A 17,954-nucleotide genomic window follows, 5' to 3' on the forward strand; every position below is an offset into this window, starting at 1 on the left:
AACAGGCCGCAAACAAAGGCGCTCTGACACGACGCCTGACCGCAGACAGTACAATGAGTACGCCAAGGTCGGGCAACACAGTCAGTGCGGTTTTGTTTGCGGCATGGTTAAGCAACGCGTTTGGCGGCAACCATATTGCCCGGCTTCAGGCGCTTGAACGCCTTGCCATCCCGATCAAACACGTGGAACGCGGCTGACGGAGCCGAGATGCTGATCGCATCGCCAATCTTCACTTCACGATCACCATGACCACGTACGGTCAGGTTCTGACCGGTTGAGAGGGTCAGATACAAGAAGTTGGATTCGCCCAGATGTTCGACCAGATCTACCGTGCCGGAGAAACGCTCGCTGCCGTTACTGTCTTCCCACAGGTGTTCGGAACGAATGCCCACGGTGACGCGATCACCCACGGTCGCGTTGGCACCGTAGACCTCAGCGCGCACATTCTGGCCACCAGCCAAGGTCACGATCAGGTGATCCGCCGCTGCAGATTCCACCACGCCTTCCAGCAGGTTCATTTTGGGCGAACCAATGAAGGTGGCCACGAACAGGTTGGATGGCTGCTGGTACAGTTCCAGCGGCGAACCCGCTTGCTGGATCAGTCCGTCGTGCATCACCACAATCTTGTCGCCCAGGGTCATGGCTTCGACTTGATCGTGTGTCACGTAAACAATGGTGGCTTCCAGTTCGCGGTGCAGCTTGGCGATTTCCAGCCTGGTTTGTACGCGCAGCGCAGCGTCCAGGTTGGACAGCGGCTCGTCAAACAAGAACAGCTTGGGTTCACGCACGATGGCACGACCAATCGCCACACGCTGACGCTGACCACCCGACAATTCGCGTGGCAGGCGTTCCAGCAGGTGGTCAATTTTCAGAATCTTGGCGGCGTTGCGGATACGGGTATCGGCTTCGTCTTTGGTTTTGCCAGCCACTTTCAGGCCAAACGCCATGTTCTTGTACACATTCATGTGCGGGTAGAGCGCGTAGCTCTGGAACACCATGGCGATGCCGCGCAGGGCAGGGGGCAGATCGTTCACGCGGTTGTGATCGATTTCCAGATCGCCCGAGGTGATTTCTTCCAGACCACAGACCATGCGCAAGAGCGTGGATTTGCCGCAGCCCGACGGGCCGACCAGCACGACGAATTCACCGTCGTTGATTTCCAGATTGATCCCGGACAGCACATTGGTTTTGCCGTCGTAGGACTTGGTCAGGTTCTTCAGCGAAACATGGGACATTGCTAACTCCTTGGGCATGCGGCCATGCGTGGCCTCATGCAATATTCATATTCGGTATTCGATGCAGGTTGGGGCGCTTACTTCACGGCACCGGCGGTAATGCCGCGAATCAGTTGCCGGGAGAAGAACACGTACATGATCAGCACCGGCAGCACGGCCAAGGTCAGCGAGGCCAGTACCGCGTTCCAGTTGGTCACGTACTGACCAATAAACTGCTGCACGCCCAACGTCACGGTTTTGGTTTCATCGCCCGGCGCCAGAATCAGCGGGAACCACAAGTCGTTCCAGATCGGCACCATGGTAAACACGGCTACGGTCGCAACGGCAGGGCGAATCAGCGGCAGGATCACCTGGAAGAAAATCTTGAATTCACCCACGCCATCACAGCGGGCGGCTTCTTTCAGTTCTTTGGGAATCTGCTGCATGAACTCGCTCAGAATCATGATCGCCAGCGGCAAACCTTGCGCCACGTAGACCAGCACCAGCGCAGTCAGCGTGTTTACCAGTTGCAGGCTCACCATCAACTTCAGGATCGACACCGTGCCCAGGCGAATCGGCACCATGATGCCGAAAGCAAAGAACAACGCCAGGATGCGGCTGCCCTTGAACTTGTATTCAGACAGCGCCCAGGCGGCCATCGCGCCAAACAGCAAGATCAGCACCAGTGAAGTAATCGTCACGGTCAGGCTGTTACCGAAGTACAGCGTGAAGTGCGATTCGTGCAGCACTTTCTGAAAACCGATCAGTGAGAACGTATCGGAGTTCGGCAGCGCCAGTGGATCATCAAAAATGCCGGCGCGGCTTTTGAGGGAGTTGATCAGGATCAGCGCGATCGGGAACAACGCCAGCAGCGTGTAGCCCGCCAGAATGACCTGGGTAAAACCCGCGCTAGCCCAACGGGAAGCTTTGTTTTGTGCCATTGTTTGATGCCTCCCTTAGAAACTGAAACGTTGCAGCTTGCGCTGGATAAAGTAGAAATACACACCCACGCCCAGCAGGATTACCAGGAACATCAGCGTGGCCACTGCGGCGCCCATGGTCGGACTGCCGATTTGTGACTGGTAACCAAAGAACGCGCGGTAGAAGTAGGTACCCAAGATGTCGGTACTGAAGTTCGGGCCAGCCAGCGCGCCTTTGACTGAGTAGATCAAATCAAATGCGTTGAAGTTACCGACGAAGGTCAGAATGGTGGTCAGACCCAGTGTCGGCAGAATCAGCGGTACGCGGATTGTCCAGAAAATGCGCCATGACGATGCGCCTTCGACATAAGCGGCTTCGATGATGTCATCGGGAATCGCGATCAGCGCGGCGTAGATCAGCATCATCGGGATACCGACGAACTGCCACACCGACATCAAGCTCAGGGTGTACAGCGCGGTTTCTTCCTGGCCCAGCCATGGCGCGAAGAAGTCCTGCAGGTGTACCCAACCCATCATTTTTTCGGACACGCCCCACAGCGGGGACAAGATCAATTGCCAGATAAAGCCAATGATCACCACCGACAACAGCGTGGGCAGAAAGATGGCGGTCTGGTAGGCCTTGGCAAACTTCACGCCGCGCATGCTCAGCAGCGCCGCCAGCAACAGGCCCAGCGGGTTCTGGATGCACATATGCACCAAGAAGAACTTGCAGTTGTTACGCATCGCGCCCCAGAAACCTTCGGACCACGATGGATCAAGCAGCAGCGAGCGATAGTTCAACAGCCCGGCCCACGTTTGCGCGCCACTGTCGGCGGTGGTGAAAAAGCTCAGGCGCAAGGTATCAACCAGCGGGTAGGCGCTGAAGACGGCGTAAATCAGAAATGCCGGGGCCAGAAAGACCGCGATATGCCAGGGAAACTTACGTTTCATGGCTATTACTCCCCTTGAATCACCAACAAAGTGTGCTGCCACTGGTCCCGGGGCCGGGGTCGCTGGCAGGCGGCCTTGCGGGCAACCCTTTACAGATTATTTATATTTCCGGATCAGTCGCAGCTAACGGATCTCTGCGCCAGCTCCGGGAAACAGGCAAAAAAAACGCCGGCGGCGACTGCCGCCGGCCCAACTCACAGTCGAGGGTATGGAGAGGAAGAACAAACTACACAACAACTTCAAGATTCCGGCAGCCCCGGCACGTTCTCCCTCGCGCCGGAGCCGGGCGGGACTCATGGGGCAATCCCGCCGACCGGTTTCCTTCATCGCAACAACAGCACAGCGACAACTTCAATATTTTTAGTTATCAGCCAGAGCTTATTGCGCTGGCTTGTACCACTTGGCCAGACCGGACTGCAGGCGTGCGGCGCCATCCTTAGGCGACAGCTTGCCGTTCAGAACTTGCGAGTTCACGTTCCACAGTTCGTTTTCCAGGTTCGGCGTGCCACGGTTCAGGATCTGCGCGTTCACACGGATGGTGGAACCGCAGCTCTTGCGCCAGTCGAGGAACTCTTTGGCAACCGGATCTTTCACAGCGATCAGGTGGTTGGACAGCGAGAAGAAGCCGGTGACCTTGTTGGTGTACAGGTCAGCAAATTCTTGCGAGCCGAGCCATTCCACAAACTTGTAAGCGTCGTCCTTGTTCTTGGACTTGCTGTTCACGCCCATGCCCAGATCGGTGTGATCCGAGATGTAGCACTTGTCGCCAGCCTTAGGGACTGGTGGCGGGAAAGCGCCCAGTTCAAAGCCTTGTGCGTTCTGGTTGTAGTAACCGATATCCCACGAACCGGCAGCAACCACAGCAGCCTTGCCCGAAGCAAACAGGTTTTGGGTGTCAGCGTAGGTTTGTGCGCTGTAGCCCTTGGCCAGGTACGGTGCGTACTTGGCTTCGATTTCCAGTGGCTGTTCGAAGGCCGGATCAGTGAACTTTTCCTTGCCAGCGATCAGAGCCTTGCGGCCTTCTTCGCCCTTCCAGTACGGAGCACCAATGCTGGTGTAAACGATCTGGCTGGCTTCCCACTGATCGTTGGTACCCAGAGCCAGCGGGGTGTATTTGCCGGAAGCCTTGACCTTGTCCATGACTTTGAAGAAGTCATCAGTGGTCTTTGGCTCGGACAGGCCCAGTTCTTTGAAGATTTTCTTGTTGTACAAGAAGCCGTGGATCACGGAAGCGATAGGCTCACAGAAGGTGGCTTTGCCATCGTCGGTTTCCCAAGCTACCTTGGCCGAAGCCGGGAAGTTTTCCAGACCCTTCTTGCCATTAAGCTTTTCCAGGTAGCCCTTGTTGTACATATCCAGGGACTTGTCGAACGGACGGCAAGTAATCAGGTCACCGGCAGTGCCGCCAGTCAGGCGTGCGTTCAGGCTGGAATCGTATTCGGTCGGAGCGGTCGGTGCGAACTTGACCTGAATGTTCGGGTAGTGTTTCTGGAATGCCGGAATCAGCACGTCTTCCCACAAACCTTTGTCATCGGTACGCCAGCTTTCGATGGTCAGGGTGCCAGCGTGGGCAGCACCTGCAGCCAACAGCGCGGCGACAATGGCGCCACGCATGATGTTCTTGCTTTGCATCGGTCGATCTCCTCAGATCCGGTTGAACCCCTGTTTCATGTTCTGGGGGCGTGACCGGAAATTAGCACCCACCCTTGCGTGACACAAAAAGCACTTGTTACCGCGTTGTTAAATAAAATAACATGTTGATTATTATGTGAAAATTAACGGAGTGAGTAAGCTCTGTTGTTACGTTTAATTACGTTGGAATGAAGCTATTTCGGCTAATTGCTTGTGGCAATCAAGGGTTCTGGCGATGATGCTCAAAAATGCATAACTAGAGATCGCAAGTAATCGCAATCTTTCTTTACAAATCAGGTTGCATCGTTACGTTATTCTGCGACGAAAAAACACGGGGCCAGGGGAAATGGGGATAAACACAGGCCGGACAAGGGGAGTGTGGCGCCCGCCGGGAACGCTAGGCGCATGCGCATTGCTGGTTGGGGCATTGTGTTTTAGTCCGCCAGTACAAGCGCAAGACACCGTGAACGTACTGCATTGGTGGACATCTGCCAGCGAACGCAAAGCGGCCGATTACCTGGCTGATCGACTGCAGGATGAAGGCGTTACCTGGCAAGATGCCGCCATTCCGGGCGGCGCCGGGGTCGGCGCCATGAAGGTACTGAAAAGCCGTGTGCTGCTGGGTAAAGCACCCGATGCCTCACAGCTGATCGGCCCGGCCATCTCCGAATGGGCCGATCTGGGCTTGTTGCTGGAACTGGACAACGTGGCACGGCGGGGCAACTGGAATGACAAATTGTTCCCCACGGTCAATAGCCTGATTCGCCTGCGTGGCCACGTGGTGGCGGCGCCATTGGGTATTCATCGTATCAACACACTGTTTTACAACCAGGGTCTGTTTACCAAGCTGGGTCTGGCGCCGCCGCATACCTGGGCGGACTTTGATCATGCTGCCGAAGCGTTTTCGCGTATTGGCGTGACGCCGCTGGCGCAAAGTACCGAGCCCTGGCAAATCGCCACCTTGTTCGAAACGCTGTTGTTGTCCGAGACTGGCCCGGCGTTTTATCGTGATCTGCTAGTGCGACGTAACGCCAATTCCTGGTTTGACCCACGAGTGTCGCGGGCGCTGGAACGCCTGCGCAAACTCAAACGCTGGATGCCGCAACAGCTGAGTGAACGGCCATGGCAGGACGAGGCGAGCGATCTGGCGCATGGCAAAGCCGCTATGTGGATCATGGGCGACTGGGGTAAAGGCGAACTCCAGGCGCAAGGGCTGACGCCGGGCGACCAGTTTGGCTGTATCGCCGTGCCCGGGACGGCGGATGCGCACTTATATAGTATTGATACGTTTGTGATGTTCACCGGCGACTACGGCAATCAGGCCGCGCAAGAAAAGCTGGCACTGATGGTGGCTTCGCCGCAGGTTCAGGCTGGTTACAACCGTATCAAAGGCTCGGTGCCCGTGCGGCGCGATGTCGATCCGTCCACGCTAGACCCATGTGCGCGCCAGTCGTGGATGGCTTTTGCCCGCGGTGCTGCGGTGCAGGCGCCTAGCCTGGTGCACCGCATGGCCACGGACGAAGCGCTCAAGGATGCGATAGTCAGCCTGATCCGCCGTTATTTCATGGATGATCACATCCCGACTTCAGAATTACAGCGCCGCATTGCGTCGGTAGTCCGCGCTCTGTCGCAGGAAGGAAACAGTTATGACTCGCAAGATACTGGTCGTTGATGATGACCAGAAAACCAGAGCGCTGCTGAAAGCGTACCTGGAAAAGAACCAGTATGAAGTGCGGCTGGCGCACGATGGCGCCAGTTTCATGACCGAATTCGAGCGTTACAAAGATGAGTTGTCGCTGGTGATTCTGGACGTCATGTTGCCCGACACCGACGGCTTTGCCTTATGCGCACACATCCGTAAACGCTCCAACATGCCAGTGATCATGCTGACCGCCAGCGCCGACGACACCGACCGCATCGTCGGGCTGGAACTGGGCGCCGACGATTATCTGGGCAAGCCGTACAATCCGCGCGAACTGCTGGCCCGTATCAAGGCGATTCATCGCCGGGCCGGGGTGGAAAACGGCGCGCCGCCACGCTTCTACCGCTTCAACGGCTTTGCGCTGGATACCGTGGAACGCACGCTGACCGATCCGCTGGGCGAAACCGTCAAACTGACCGGGCTGGATTTTCAGTTGCTGAAGTATCTGGTGGAACATCCGGGCGAGATTCTGGATCGCAGCGTGCTGGCCGAAGAAACGCGTGGTCGTGATCTGGGGCCGCTGGACCGTTCGCTGGATGTGCAAATCAGCCGCTTGCGCCAGCGCTTGCTGGATGACGGCAAGCAACCGGCGCTGATCAAAACCGTGCGCGGTGCGGGATACGTATTCTCTGCCGAGGTTGCTGCCAGCCATGCTTGAGTCGTCCCCGCGTCCGCGTTCCTGGCTGCGGCGGTTGATTCCGTCGTCGCTGCTCGGGAGACTGACCATCGTGATGGTGATGGGCGTATTGCTCACCCAAGTGGTTGGCAATCTGATCTGGGCCAGCCAGTTGCGCCAGAAAGTGGCCACCGAGGCTCTCGATGCGGCCGAGCATATTGGTGGCAGCGCCGCCGCCGCACTGCGTTTCTTTCGTAGCCTGCCGCCCAACTATCGCCCCATTTTGATCGACCAGTTACGCGAAATGGGCGGCACGCGCTTCTTCGTGAGCGTAAACCGCAATCAGGTGAAGATTGAGGAGATTAAAGGCTCGCAACTGGCCGATGCCGTGCGTGGTCGCGTGGTGGAGGTACTGCATCGCGAATACGCCAAGCTGCTGGATTTTCAGGTGGGCTTTGCCTGGCCCGACAACCTGCCGGTCACCGATGATGGCATTACGCTGGATGACCTGCCTGATGGCTGGGTGCAGAACACGTTGGTGGTCAAACCACGCCCGGCGCCGATTCTGGTGATTCAGGCCGAGATCGAGCCGGGCAACTGGCTTTACTTGGCAACGTTGATGCCCGATCCGTACTTTATGGAAAGCGATCAGCCGCTGGCGCATGACCGCATCGTGCTGCTGCTGATTACCGTCGGTGTGGTATTGCTGCTGTCGTTGCTGGTGGTGCGCTGGATGACCAAGCCGTTTGCCGCGCTGTCCAACGCCGCAGAAGCGTTTGGCCAAGGTATGCCGCTGGTGCCGCTGCCCGAATCCGGCAGCCGCGAATACGTCAAAACCGCCCGCGCCTTTAACGCCATGCGCGCACGTACCCAACGTTATCTGGAAGATCGCGAGCGGTTGTTTACCTCGATCTCGCACGATCTGCGCACGCCAATCACCCGCTTGAAACTGCGCACCGAAATGCTCGACGATGACCAGACCCGGGCGGAGTTCCACGAAGACCTGGATGATCTGGACGTGATGGTCAAGGGTGCGCTGCAAAGCGTGAAAGACACCGATATCCACGAAAATCCGGTGCATATGCGGCTGGACAAGCTGATTGAACGCCTGGTGGACGGCGCGCAACTGGCCGGTAAAGACGCTACCTTTGCCGGTGGCCCGGTCACGGTATTTGTCCGGCCTCTGGCAATCAAGCGCGCAGTGGGCAACTTGCTGGATAACGCGCTGTTCTATGGTGGCCGCGCCGAGGTGTTGGTGACGCGCACCGATGCGCAAGTCGAACTGACCATCCGCGACTACGGTCCCGGCGTGCCAGAAGAAGCGCTGCCGTCGCTGTTCCAGCCGTATTTGCGACTGGAACACGGGCGCTCATCCAACAGCAATGGCATGGGCTTGGGTTTGGGGATTGCGCGCAATATCGTGCATGCGCATGGTGGGGATCTGTTGCTGGCGAACCATCCACGGGGTGGCTTGGTGGCGACGATTCTGTTGCCCAAAGGCAAGGATGAAGTAGCGATACCGCTGACCGAGGCGAGCTTGTAGGGCAGCGTTAGCTGGTGTGGTCGTGGGCGTGCGCGGCGCACCAGTCACGCCAGCGTGCCGGCAACTCTGCCAGCCGCCGCAATACGATATCCACGCTCGCGTGACCACTGCGATGCCGCCGTAACCAGACCGTTTTCATTCCCAGCCGCCGCGCCGTGTGCAGATTGGCCACGGTATCTTCCACCATGACGCAATCGGCTGGCTGCAATTGATACGCGTGCAGTAAATGCCGGAACGAGCGCATATGTGGCTTGGGGCTGAAGCCGCCGTGTTCAATCGCATGAACGGCTTCAAACTCGGACGCTACGCCTATCCCGCGCAAAATGGCCTCGGCGTAGGCTTGCGGACCATTGGTAAACAGGATTTTTCGCCCCGGCAATTGCGCCAGCGTACGCTGCAACCCTGGCATGGGGTGCAAGCTGGCTAGCAAGATGTCCAGCGGATGCGTCAGCGCGAGAAATTCATGCGGATCAATGTGTGGATGGTGCCGCAGCAAGCCAATCAGCGTGGCCCCGTAACGCTGCCAATAACCTACCCGCAAGGCCGTTGCGGCCGCGTCATCCAGAGCCAGCCGTTCCACCAGGAATCGGGTCATGGCGGCATCGATCACCGGAAAAGCATGGCGACTGGCGTCGTGCAGCGTGTTATCCAGATCAAAGAGCCAGACCGGGTGTTTGGAGTTATGCATTAGTCGCAGCGGCAAAAAAAGCCGGCTATTAACCGGCTTTGGGTGAGGTGGGGCTCGACTTGGCGAACCGCGTTATCCGTGAATATAGGTTTCCAGTTGCTTGATGGTGAATTCCTGCTGCGCAATGGTCTCGCGCACCAGGTCGCCAATCGACAACATGCCCAGCACTTCGTTTTCCGGCCCCAACACGGGCAAGTGGCGAATGTGCTTGTCGGTCATGATCGCCATACATTCGTCGACCGAAGTATTGGGTGTGACGTAAATCAGCTTGGAGGTCATGACTTCCGAAACCGGCGTGCCGGCGGATGTCTTGCCCATCAGCACCACTTTACGGGCGTAATCCCGTTCGGAAAAAATCCCGACCAGTTCGTCGGCTTCCATAACCAGTAAAGCGCCGATATTTTTATCGGCCAAAACCTGCAAAGCCTGATAAACCGTGGCTTGCGGGTTCACGGTGATAGTTCCGTGTATAGCTTTTTCTGCGAGCAGATGATGTGCGGTCTTCATGATGTAGCTCTCCCGGGGCGACTACGAAGGTTCTATTAATCTAGACTGCGCACGCCAGCTTGCAACCACCCCAGGGAAATACAGCAGTTAACCGGCGCGGATCATCGTGCCTACGCCCTGGCTGGTGAGTACCTCCAGCAGCAGCGCGTGTTTAACGCGACCATCAATAATATGCACGGTCTTGGCACCGTTTTTGGCTGCGTCCAGCGCAGAGGAGATCTTGGGCAACATGCCGCCAGAGATCGTGCCATCCGCGAACAGTTCATCGATTTTCTGGGCGGTCAGGCCAGTCAGCAGGTTGCCCGCTTTATCCAGCACGCCGGGGGTGTTGGTCATCAGGATCAGCTTCTCGGCGTGCAGCACTTCGGCCAGCTTGCCAGCGACCAGATCGGCGTTGATGTTGTAGCTTTCGCCTTCGCGATCCACGCCAATCGGTGCAATCACCGGAATGAAGTCATGCGCATCCAGATGCGCCACGATGGATGGATCGATGCTTTCAATCTCGCCCACCTGGCCGATGTCGATCAATTCATCTTCGTTGGCGCCCTTCAGGTACATCTTGCGCGCCTTGATAAAGTGCCCATCCTGGCCGGTCAACCCGACGGCCTTGCCGCCATGTTTGTTGATAAGCGACACAATCTCTTTATTGACGTGACCGCCCAGCACCATTTCAACGACATCCATCGTCTCGGCGTCAGTCACGCGCATGCCCTGGATGAACTCGCCCTTCTTGCCAATACGATCCAGCAGTTCATTGATTTGCGGTCCGCCGCCATGCACGATCACCGGGTTCATGCCGACCAGCTTGAGCAAAACCACGTCGCTGGCAAAGCCTTCTTTCAGCTCTTCATCAATCATGGCGTTGCCACCGTACTTGATGACAATGGTCTTATCGAAGAAACGCTGGATATAAGGCAGCGCTTCGGACAAGACTTCAGCCTTCTGTTGCGCGGTGATATCGGTCATGACTGCTTCCCAATCAATACAAGGTTCGGATGGCGGCAATTGTACCAGTGTGCGCCGTCTAATCGACAAAACAAGCACGGGCTTTTCTCGCACGGTCTGGCCAATCTGGCAGCGTCAGGTTAAAGATTTATGAGTTCCGGGAATTATTACCAAATGCGTTGGTCTTGAACCTGACGGTAACCAGGCTAATCTGCTGCATAGCTGATATTACAATCGATACGGTCGGAATTTGCCGGTGCTTTAAGTCTGTGCATTGGCCAGAAAATGCAACTCTGGATAAACAATTGCTGATTAACCTCACGGTAGATCAATTGCAATAATTGCCCGGCTTATCGCCGGCAAATAAAATCCGGGCTTGAATAGATAAAAAGCAACATGCATAATCAGTTCATGCATTAATTTCTTCCGTGCGCGCAATCACACACACGCCGGCGTTAAACCACCGGAAACACTTGATGGTGTGTTGCCAGATTTACCTGCTGGCAGGTTTTGCGCAATGCATCAACCCAACACCATTGCTGACTGAACCAAGGAGCAACCAAATGGATTTGTCCGGCCTGAATCTGCCACAACTGTACAAGCTGCAAAAAGACCTCGAGACCGAAATTGTTCGTCGCAAGGAAACCGACAAGGTCACCTTGATCAACGAATTGCAACAACTGGCAGCAGCCAAGGGCTTCTCGCTGAATGAAGTACTGGGTCTGGAAGGCAAGAAGATTGGCAAGAAAGCCGCTTCTACCAGCAAGGCGCAATACCGCAATCCGCAAGATCACAACCAGACCTGGTCGGGCCGTGGTCGCAAGCCGCAATGGGCCATTGACTGGCTCAACGGTGGTAACTCGCTGGACGATTTGCGCGTTTGATTTAGCCGCGCAATCTAGAAAAGGGCAGCCGCAATGGCTGCCTTTTTTTATTGTGTGCGGATTGGCCGGCAAGCTGTTTGGTGTGGCCTTGCTGGCACCGGTACAATGCTCGCTTGACCCCTCAGCAAATGAAAGCCGGCATGTCTCATCCCCTTACCGCCTCACTGAACCCGGAACAGCGCGCCGCTGTTGAGCTTCCGGCTGAACACGCCCTGATTCTGGCTGGTGCCGGCAGCGGCAAGACCAAGGTGCTGACCACGCGCATTGCGTGGCTGCTCTCTACGGGCCAGATCAGCCCGGCGGGCCTGCTGGCGGTGACCTTCACCAACAAGGCAGCCAAAGAAATGCTGGCGCGCATTACCAGCATGCTGCCATTGAATCCGCGTGGTCTGTGGGTCGGGACGTTCCACGGCTTGTGTAACCGCATGCTGCGATTGCACCATCGTGATGCCGGTTTGCCTGCCACATTTGCCATTCTGGATTCGCAAGACCAGCTTGCCGCAGTCAAGCGTGCAATGAAAACATTGAATGTCGATGATGAGCGCTATCCGCCGCGCACCGTCCAGCAGTATATCAATGGCAACAAAGACGCTGGCATTCGTGCAGGCAAGGCTGAAGCATGGGATGAATATTCACGCATGCTCAGAATGATCTATGCTGAATACGAATCGCAATGCCGCCGTGAAGGCGTGGTTGATTTTGCCGAATTGCTGCTGGCCTGCTATGAATTACTGGAACGTAATGAACCGCTGCGTAACCATTATCGCAGCCGTTTTCATCATATTCTGGTCGACGAATTCCAGGATACAAACCAGCTACAATATGCCTGGTTGAAATTGCTGACCGGACCGGAAAGCGCTTTATTTGCAGTCGGAGATGACGATCAGTCCATTTATGCCTTTCGCGGGGCAAGGGTTGGCAACATGCTCGACTTCCAGAAAGATTACACGGTTAAACATGTAATCCGGCTCGAACAGAATTACCGTTCCCACGGCAATATCCTCAATGCTGCCAACGCCGTGATTGAACACAATCGGGATCGGCTGGGAAAACAATTGTGGACCAAAGACGATGCCGGTGAGCCAATCCGGCTCTATGAGGCGGCCACTGATAGCGAAGAGGCCGGCTTTCTGGTCGATGAGATTTCTGCCCAGCAACGCGAGGGCATTGCGCTTGATGACATAGCCATTCTTTATCGTTCCAATGCCCAATCACGGATTGTCGAGCATGCACTTGTTGCGGCGGGTTTGCCGTACCGTGTTTATGGCGGCCTGCGCTTTTATGAGCGCCAGGAAATCAAGCATGCACTGGCTTATCTACGGTTGCTGAGTAACGAAGATGACGATAACGCCTTATTGCGGGTGATTAATTTCCCCACGCGCGGCATTGGCAATCGCACCGTTGAAACCATCACCGATACCGCCCGTATTGCAGGCACCAGCCTGTGGCAAGCCGCCTGCACGGCTGGCACGGGGCGTAGCGCGGCGGCAGTGGGGCGTTTTGTCCAGTTGATCGAAGCCATGCGCCAGCAAGCGCAAGGTTTGCCGCTGCCCGAAGTGGTGTCGATGATGTTGTCGCTATCTGGTCTGAATGAGTTTTACCAGAACGAAAAAGAAGGCGAAGAGCGCCTGGCCAACTTGAACGAACTGGTGAACGCGGCGGCCTCGTTTGTTACTGAAGACGCCAATGATCTGGTCGCGTTTCTGGCCAATGCCTCACTGGAAGGCGGCGAACATGCGGCCAATGCCGGTGAGGTGGCGGTGCAATTGATGACCATCCACGCTGCCAAGGGGCTGGAGTTTCACTCGGTGTTTCTGACCGGGCTGGAAGAAGGCCTGTTCCCTCACGATAACAGCATGTCCGATCCGAAAGGGCTGGAGGAAGAGCGGCGGCTGATGTACGTGGCCATGACGCGCGCGCGGCGGCGGCTGTATATCTCACTATCGCAAAGCCGCATGCTGCATGGGCAAATGCGTTATGCGCCAGCCAGCCGTTTTCTGAATGAAATCCCGGCCGATTTGCTGAAGTATCTGAATCGCGGTTACGCACCGAACAGCTACGCCGCACCTTCGTCCAGCGGTAACAGCCAGGGTTATGCGCCTACACCGCGCAGTGCCCGCGCCAGCGCGCCGGAACACGGCTTGAATATTGGCATGAGCGTGCGTCATCCCAAGTTCGGGATCGGCGTGGTGGTCGATCACGAGGGCGGTGCCAATGGTAATGTCCAGGTCAACTTCCAGGACCTGGGCACCAAATGGCTGGCCGTCGCCTACGCCAAGCTGGAGCCCGTAAAAGAATGACTACCTCCGACGCTGCCATCGAAGTCCGTGCTCTGGTCATTGACCGGGCCAGCGAGATGCGCAGCGCGCTGGGCATGGCGCTGGCAGAGGCAGGCGTCGCCACTATCGATTACGCCAGCAAGCAAACCGCAGCGCTGGGTTATATCCAGAATCACAGCTACGACGTGGTGCTGTGCGAATACGATCTGGGCGGCGGTCAGGACGGCGTGCATCTATTTGAGGCTTGCCAGCAACATCATCTACTCAAGCCTTCATGCATTTTCATGATGGTGACTGGCGAACGCCGCCATGCGCAAGTCATGAGTGCCGCCGAGCTGGTACCTGACGGTTACTTGCTCAAACCGTTTTCCACCGCTGACCTGATCATGCGACTGGCGCGGGCGCAGCGGCGCAAGGCTGGCTTCAGGACGATAGATAACGCGGTTCGCGCGGGCGATTATTTGGGCGCAATCAGCGCGTGTGACCGGGAAATGGCCGAGCGGCCACCCGCTGAAATCGACGACTTCATGCGCTTGAAAACCCAGCTGCAATTGCGGCTGGGCGAGCACGCAGATGCAGCGCAAACCAGCGAAAGTGCGCTGGCCTTGCGCAACAGCGCGTGGGCCCGCCTGGGTTTGGGCAAGGCACAGTTTGGCCTCAAGGATTATGCCGCTGCCCGTGGCAGCTTTGAAACGGTCAAACAGGAACACGAACTGGCGCTGGAGTCCTATGACTGGCTGGCGCGCACGCTCACGGCTCAGGGCGACATTACCGGTGCGCAAACCGTGCTGGGTGAGGCAGTCCAGCGCTCACCGCTGGCCGCCCAGCGTCAGTGTGCTCTGGGGCGCCTGGCCGAACGCAATGGCGAGCTGGATGTCGCTGAAGCGGCCCTGACACAGGCATTGAATCTGTCACGTGGTTCGTTCTGGCCGGATTTGTCGCTCTATTGCGAATTGAGTCGCGTACAGCTGGAGCGTGGCGATATCGGTGGTGCTCGGCGCACCGCGCAGCGCTTGCGCCGCGAATCGGGTGGTGGCGAGAACGTCGAGACCATCTGCGAATTGATTGAAGCTGCGGTGCTGGAAAAACTGGACGACCGCAAGAATTCCGCCGAACTGTTTGAACATGCCTGCGAAACATTGCGGGCGCAAGAAGACCCGCTGCCGGGCGTGTTGATCGAGGCTGCGCGGCAGGCTTATACCCGCCGTCGCCAGGAAGCGGGCGCGACTTTGGTCCGCACAGCGCTACGCAGTGCCTCGGAAGACTCGGCCATCCTCTCCAGCGTCGAAAGTCTGTATCAGTCGCTGGGTGAGCCCCAAACCGGCCAGGCGCTGATCGCTGAAGTTGCCCGCGATATCACCGCCTTGAACAACGAAGCCGTTGCCGCTGTACGCAATGGTGATCTGGCAGGTGCGTCGCAAATGTTCATCAATGCGTTGCAGTCACGCAATGGCAATATCCAGTTGTTGCTAAACGCTGTGAATACGCTATTGTCTTGCGTCAATCAGCAAGGCTGGAATGAACAATACGTAGAGCTGGCGCAAAGCTATCTGGTGCGGGCACGCAAGCTCGATCCCACCAATGGCAAGGCCCGGCAGCTGGCTGACGCACTGCGGCGCACTCGGACGCGGTTTGGTATCGATGCTGGCCAGCAAGCCCAGCCGCCCGCTGCGGCATAGCTACCCGTCAAGCCCGGCCAGAAACCGGCTCGTACCCGCTAGAACAATCAGACGTTATGGAGAATGGTGTGCAGGCAATACTGAACCTGGATCAGCACATTGCGCAGATCCAGTTGAAAGGCAATTTCACGTGGGAAGGGCAGCGCGAGATCAAGCAAGTGACGCAAGAAGTGCTGGCGAATGGCGCGATCACCGAACTGCATTTTGATCTGGCTGAAGTGGAGCGCATGGATTCGGCCGGCTTGGGAATGTTGCTGTTGCTGCATGAACGCTCAGCCGGACGGCGCATTGTATTGAGCAACATTCCGGAGCCAGTGCGGGCAACGCTGGATGTCGCCAACACCGGCGGTATCTTTGAGATGCGTTAACCGTGGTTTGCTGATCTGAAAGATACAGAAATACAGAAAACAAAAAGGGCGCCGATGAGCGCCCTTTTTTCATGCTGAGTCGGGCGGTTACAGCTCGACTTGCATCCCCATTTCCACCACCCGGTTAGGCGGGATCTTGAAGTAATTGGTCGCGCGCGTGGCATTGCGGGTCATCAAGGAGAACAACTTGCGACGCCACCACGCCATCGCCGGATACTTGCCCTCGACGATGGTTTCACGCGACAGGAAGAACGAGGTCTGCATCGGGTCGAAATCCAGCTCCGGTTGCAGTTCTTCTACCTGCCGCAAAATGCCAGGTACGGATGGCTCTTCCTTGAAACCGTAAGTCGCGATCACCTGATAGAAGCTCTCGCCCAGCTTGGGCACCACAACCTTCTCACGCTTGGCCACAAACGGGATATCCGCGGTGCGGATGGTCAGGAACACCACCTTTTCATGCAGCACCTTGTTGTGCTTCAGATTATGCAGCAGGGCATGGGGCACCGAGTCCGAGCTGGTGGTCATGAAGATGGCGGTGCCATCCACGCGTTGCGGTGGTGAGGCTTCCAGGCTTTCCACAAAGCCTTGCAGCGGCAACTCGCCTTCACGCAGCCGGTCACCCAGCAACACGCGGCCGCGTTTCCAGGTGGTCATCATGGTAAAGATGATCAGACCAATCACCAGCGGAACCCAGCCGCCATCGGGCAACTTGAGCATGTTGGACGACAAGAACACCATGTCGACCACCAGGAAGCCGGTCAGCACCACCCAGAACAATACCTTGCGGCCCTTGGTACGACCCTTGGCCAGCACATTGAACGCCAGCAAGGTGGTCATGACCATGGTGCCGCACACAGACAAGCCATAGGCCGACGCCAGGTTATCGGAAGTACGGAAGGCCAGCACCAGCAGAATCACCGCCACCATCAGGAACCAGTTGATTTGCGGCACGTAGATCTGGCCGATTTCCTGGTCCGAAGTGTGATCAATATCCACGCGCGGGCAATAACCCAGTTGCACGGCTTGGTTGGTCATGGAGAACGCGCCAGAGATCACCGCCTGCGAGGCGATTACGGTTGCCGCTGCAGCCAATACCACCAGCGGCGCCAAAGCCCATTGCGGCGCCAGCAAGAAGAACGGGTTCTTGATGGCGGCCGGGTTATGCAACAGCAGTGCACCCTGGCCAAAGTAACACAGCACCAAAGACGGCAAGACCAACCCAAACCACGCGATGCGGATCGACTTCTGGCCAAAGTGGCCCATGTCGGCATACAGCGCCTCGCCACCAGTCACGGACAGCACCACCGCGCCCATGATGATGAAGCCGCGCCACGGGAAGTCGATGACGAAACGCGCACCATAGAGTGGGTTGATCGCGGCGAACACCTCGGGTGCATGCACGATGCTGCGGATGCCCATCACCGCCAGCGTGAGAAACCAGAACACCATGATCGGGCCAAACAGTTTGCCGACCTTGGCGGTGCCGTGGCGCTGGATGGCGAACAGACCCACCAGCACAATAATGGTGAGCGGCACGATGTATGGATCAAGCGTGTGGGAAATAACGCTGATACCTTCGAACGCCGATAGCACTGAAATCGCCGGGGTAATGATGCCGTCGCCATAGAACAGCGAGGCGCCGAAAATACCCAGCCCCATCAGCAGCAGACCTTTGCGCGAGCGCGTATCCATGTCGCGCAAGGCCAGCGCCATCAACGCCAGAATGCCGCCTTCACCGCGGTTATCGGCCCGCATGATCACCACCACGTACTTGGCGGAGACCACAATCATGATGGCCCAGAAAATCAGCGACAAAATACCCAGGATGTTTTCCGGGTTGATCGGCAGGTTGCCGTGCGCGGTAAGACAGGTTTTGAGGGTGTAAAGCGGACTGGTACCGATGTCGCCGTACACCACGCCAATCGCACCCATCGTCAGCCCGGCCATGCGGGATGCGGAAGGTGCCTGGCTATGATTTGCGCCCATGTTGCGAGAGTCTCGTAAACGGTAATTAGTATAAAAATTG

15 protein-coding genes are annotated in these 17,954 nt (G+C 57.0%); 7 read left to right on the forward strand and 8 right to left on the reverse strand.

Annotated features, from left to right (window positions below; genetic code table 11):
• Positions 1–107 precede the first annotated feature (107 nt).
• The 4 genes from N7220_RS13045 to N7220_RS13060 all read right to left on the reverse strand — a co-directional run bounded on the left by N7220_RS13045 (position 108) and on the right by N7220_RS13060 (position 4,717).
• On the reverse strand, positions 108–1,235 hold the full coding sequence (locus tag N7220_RS13045) for an ABC transporter ATP-binding protein (RefSeq protein WP_283147958.1): 1,128 nt from the start codon (positions 1,233–1,235) through the stop codon (positions 108–110).
• Between the two features lie 77 nt (positions 1,236–1,312).
• Positions 1,313–2,155 (reverse strand): carbohydrate ABC transporter permease, encoded by an 843-nt coding sequence (locus N7220_RS13050; RefSeq protein WP_283147959.1) that lies wholly within the window; start codon positions 2,153–2,155, stop codon positions 1,313–1,315.
• Positions 2,156–2,170: 15 nt separating this feature from the next.
• Positions 2,171–3,085, reverse strand: a complete 915-nt coding sequence (locus tag N7220_RS13055; RefSeq protein WP_283147960.1) for a carbohydrate ABC transporter permease — start codon at positions 3,083–3,085, stop codon at positions 2,171–2,173.
• Between the two features lie 378 nt (positions 3,086–3,463).
• Positions 3,464–4,717 carry an ABC transporter substrate-binding protein gene (locus N7220_RS13060; RefSeq protein WP_283147961.1) on the reverse strand — a complete coding sequence of 418 codons (1,254 nt, stop codon included), beginning with the start codon at positions 4,715–4,717 and terminating at the stop codon, positions 3,464–3,466.
• 376 nt (positions 4,718–5,093) lie between these two features.
• Between N7220_RS13060 and N7220_RS13065 the strand changes: the two genes are divergently transcribed.
• Genes N7220_RS13065 through N7220_RS13075 form a run of 3 tightly spaced genes read left to right on the forward strand, consistent with a single transcriptional unit; the run spans position 5,094 to position 8,578 of the window.
• Positions 5,094–6,389 (forward strand): ABC transporter substrate-binding protein, encoded by a 1,296-nt coding sequence (locus tag N7220_RS13065; RefSeq protein WP_283147962.1) that lies wholly within the window; start codon positions 5,094–5,096, stop codon positions 6,387–6,389.
• Positions 6,364–7,077, forward strand: coding sequence for a response regulator (locus tag N7220_RS13070; protein ID WP_283147963.1), 714 nt, complete (start codon positions 6,364–6,366; stop codon positions 7,075–7,077). The genes N7220_RS13065 and N7220_RS13070 overlap by 26 nt, the downstream gene beginning before the upstream one ends.
• Positions 7,070–8,578 (forward strand): ATP-binding protein, encoded by a 1,509-nt coding sequence (locus N7220_RS13075; RefSeq protein ID WP_283147964.1) that lies wholly within the window; start codon positions 7,070–7,072, stop codon positions 8,576–8,578. Before N7220_RS13070 ends, N7220_RS13075 begins: the two co-directional genes overlap by 8 nt.
• Before the next feature lie 7 nt (positions 8,579–8,585).
• On the opposite strand, the gene N7220_RS13080 is transcribed toward N7220_RS13075, so the two are convergent.
• The 3 genes from N7220_RS13080 to argB all read right to left on the reverse strand — a co-directional run bounded on the left by N7220_RS13080 (position 8,586) and on the right by argB (position 10,739).
• A complete protein-coding gene (locus N7220_RS13080) occupies positions 8,586–9,266 on the reverse strand; it encodes a pyrimidine 5'-nucleotidase (protein ID WP_283147965.1) in 681 nt (226 codons plus the stop codon).
• A 72-nt stretch (positions 9,267–9,338) separates the two neighbouring features.
• Positions 9,339–9,773, reverse strand: coding sequence for a CBS domain-containing protein (locus tag N7220_RS13085; protein ID WP_283147966.1), 435 nt, complete (start codon positions 9,771–9,773; stop codon positions 9,339–9,341).
• A gap of 87 nt (positions 9,774–9,860) precedes the next feature.
• The gene (argB, locus tag N7220_RS13090) at positions 9,861–10,739 is read right to left on the reverse strand and encodes an acetylglutamate kinase (protein WP_283147967.1); all 879 of its coding nucleotides are present in this window, start codon (positions 10,737–10,739) and stop codon (positions 9,861–9,863) included.
• Positions 10,740–11,281: 542 nt separating this feature from the next.
• Between argB and N7220_RS13095 the strand changes: the two genes are divergently transcribed.
• The 4 genes from N7220_RS13095 to N7220_RS13110 all read left to right on the forward strand — a co-directional run bounded on the left by N7220_RS13095 (position 11,282) and on the right by N7220_RS13110 (position 15,928).
• Entirely contained in the window at positions 11,282–11,602 is a 321-nt protein-coding gene (locus N7220_RS13095; RefSeq protein WP_283147968.1) for an H-NS histone family protein, read from the forward strand.
• Positions 11,603–11,742: 140 nt separating this feature from the next.
• Entirely contained in the window at positions 11,743–13,902 is a 2,160-nt protein-coding gene (locus N7220_RS13100) for a UvrD-helicase domain-containing protein (RefSeq protein ID WP_283147969.1), read from the forward strand.
• On the forward strand, positions 13,899–15,560 hold the full coding sequence (locus N7220_RS13105) for a response regulator (RefSeq protein WP_283147970.1): 1,662 nt from the start codon (positions 13,899–13,901) through the stop codon (positions 15,558–15,560). Before N7220_RS13100 ends, N7220_RS13105 begins: the two co-directional genes overlap by 4 nt.
• Positions 15,561–15,628: 68 nt before the next feature.
• Positions 15,629–15,928: an STAS domain-containing protein gene (locus N7220_RS13110; protein WP_283147971.1), complete on the forward strand. Its 300-nt coding sequence runs from the start codon at positions 15,629–15,631 to the stop codon at positions 15,926–15,928.
• An 87-nt stretch (positions 15,929–16,015) separates the two neighbouring features.
• Here the strand turns inward: N7220_RS13110 and N7220_RS13115 are convergent, their stop codons facing one another.
• Positions 16,016–17,914, reverse strand: coding sequence for a potassium transporter Kup (locus tag N7220_RS13115; RefSeq protein WP_283147972.1), 1,899 nt, complete (start codon positions 17,912–17,914; stop codon positions 16,016–16,018).
• Positions 17,915–17,954 lie beyond the last annotated feature (40 nt).

This window comes from Silvimonas soli (assembly GCF_030035605.1).
Classification (GTDB): domain Bacteria; phylum Pseudomonadota; class Gammaproteobacteria; order Burkholderiales; family Chitinibacteraceae; genus Silvimonas; species Silvimonas soli.

What these genes read in the sequence shown, in the direction of transcription:
- N7220_RS13070 (WP_283147963.1), top strand. Translation starts at nt 6,364, where the DNA reads ATGACTCGCAAGATACTGGTCGTTGATGATGACCAGAAAACCAGAGCG.
- N7220_RS13085 (WP_283147966.1), bottom strand. Translation starts at nt 9,773, where the DNA reads ATGAAGACCGCACATCATCTGCTCGCAGAAAAAGCTATACACGGAACT.
- N7220_RS13080 (WP_283147965.1), bottom strand. Translation starts at nt 9,266, where the DNA reads ATGCATAACTCCAAACACCCGGTCTGGCTCTTTGATCTGGATAACACG.
- N7220_RS13105 (WP_283147970.1), top strand. Translation starts at nt 13,899, where the DNA reads ATGACTACCTCCGACGCTGCCATCGAAGTCCGTGCTCTGGTCATTGAC.
- argB (WP_283147967.1), bottom strand. Translation starts at nt 10,739, where the DNA reads ATGACCGATATCACCGCGCAACAGAAGGCTGAAGTCTTGTCCGAAGCG.
- N7220_RS13045 (WP_283147958.1), bottom strand. Translation starts at nt 1,235, where the DNA reads ATGTCCCATGTTTCGCTGAAGAACCTGACCAAGTCCTACGACGGCAAA.
- N7220_RS13100 (WP_283147969.1), top strand. Translation starts at nt 11,743, where the DNA reads ATGTCTCATCCCCTTACCGCCTCACTGAACCCGGAACAGCGCGCCGCT.
- N7220_RS13050 (WP_283147959.1), bottom strand. Translation starts at nt 2,155, where the DNA reads ATGGCACAAAACAAAGCTTCCCGTTGGGCTAGCGCGGGTTTTACCCAG.
- N7220_RS13060 (WP_283147961.1), bottom strand. Translation starts at nt 4,717, where the DNA reads ATGCAAAGCAAGAACATCATGCGTGGCGCCATTGTCGCCGCGCTGTTG.
- N7220_RS13075 (WP_283147964.1), top strand. Translation starts at nt 7,070, where the DNA reads ATGCTTGAGTCGTCCCCGCGTCCGCGTTCCTGGCTGCGGCGGTTGATT.
- N7220_RS13095 (WP_283147968.1), top strand. Translation starts at nt 11,282, where the DNA reads ATGGATTTGTCCGGCCTGAATCTGCCACAACTGTACAAGCTGCAAAAA.
- N7220_RS13115 (WP_283147972.1), bottom strand. Translation starts at nt 17,914, where the DNA reads ATGGGCGCAAATCATAGCCAGGCACCTTCCGCATCCCGCATGGCCGGG.
- N7220_RS13055 (WP_283147960.1), bottom strand. Translation starts at nt 3,085, where the DNA reads ATGAAACGTAAGTTTCCCTGGCATATCGCGGTCTTTCTGGCCCCGGCA.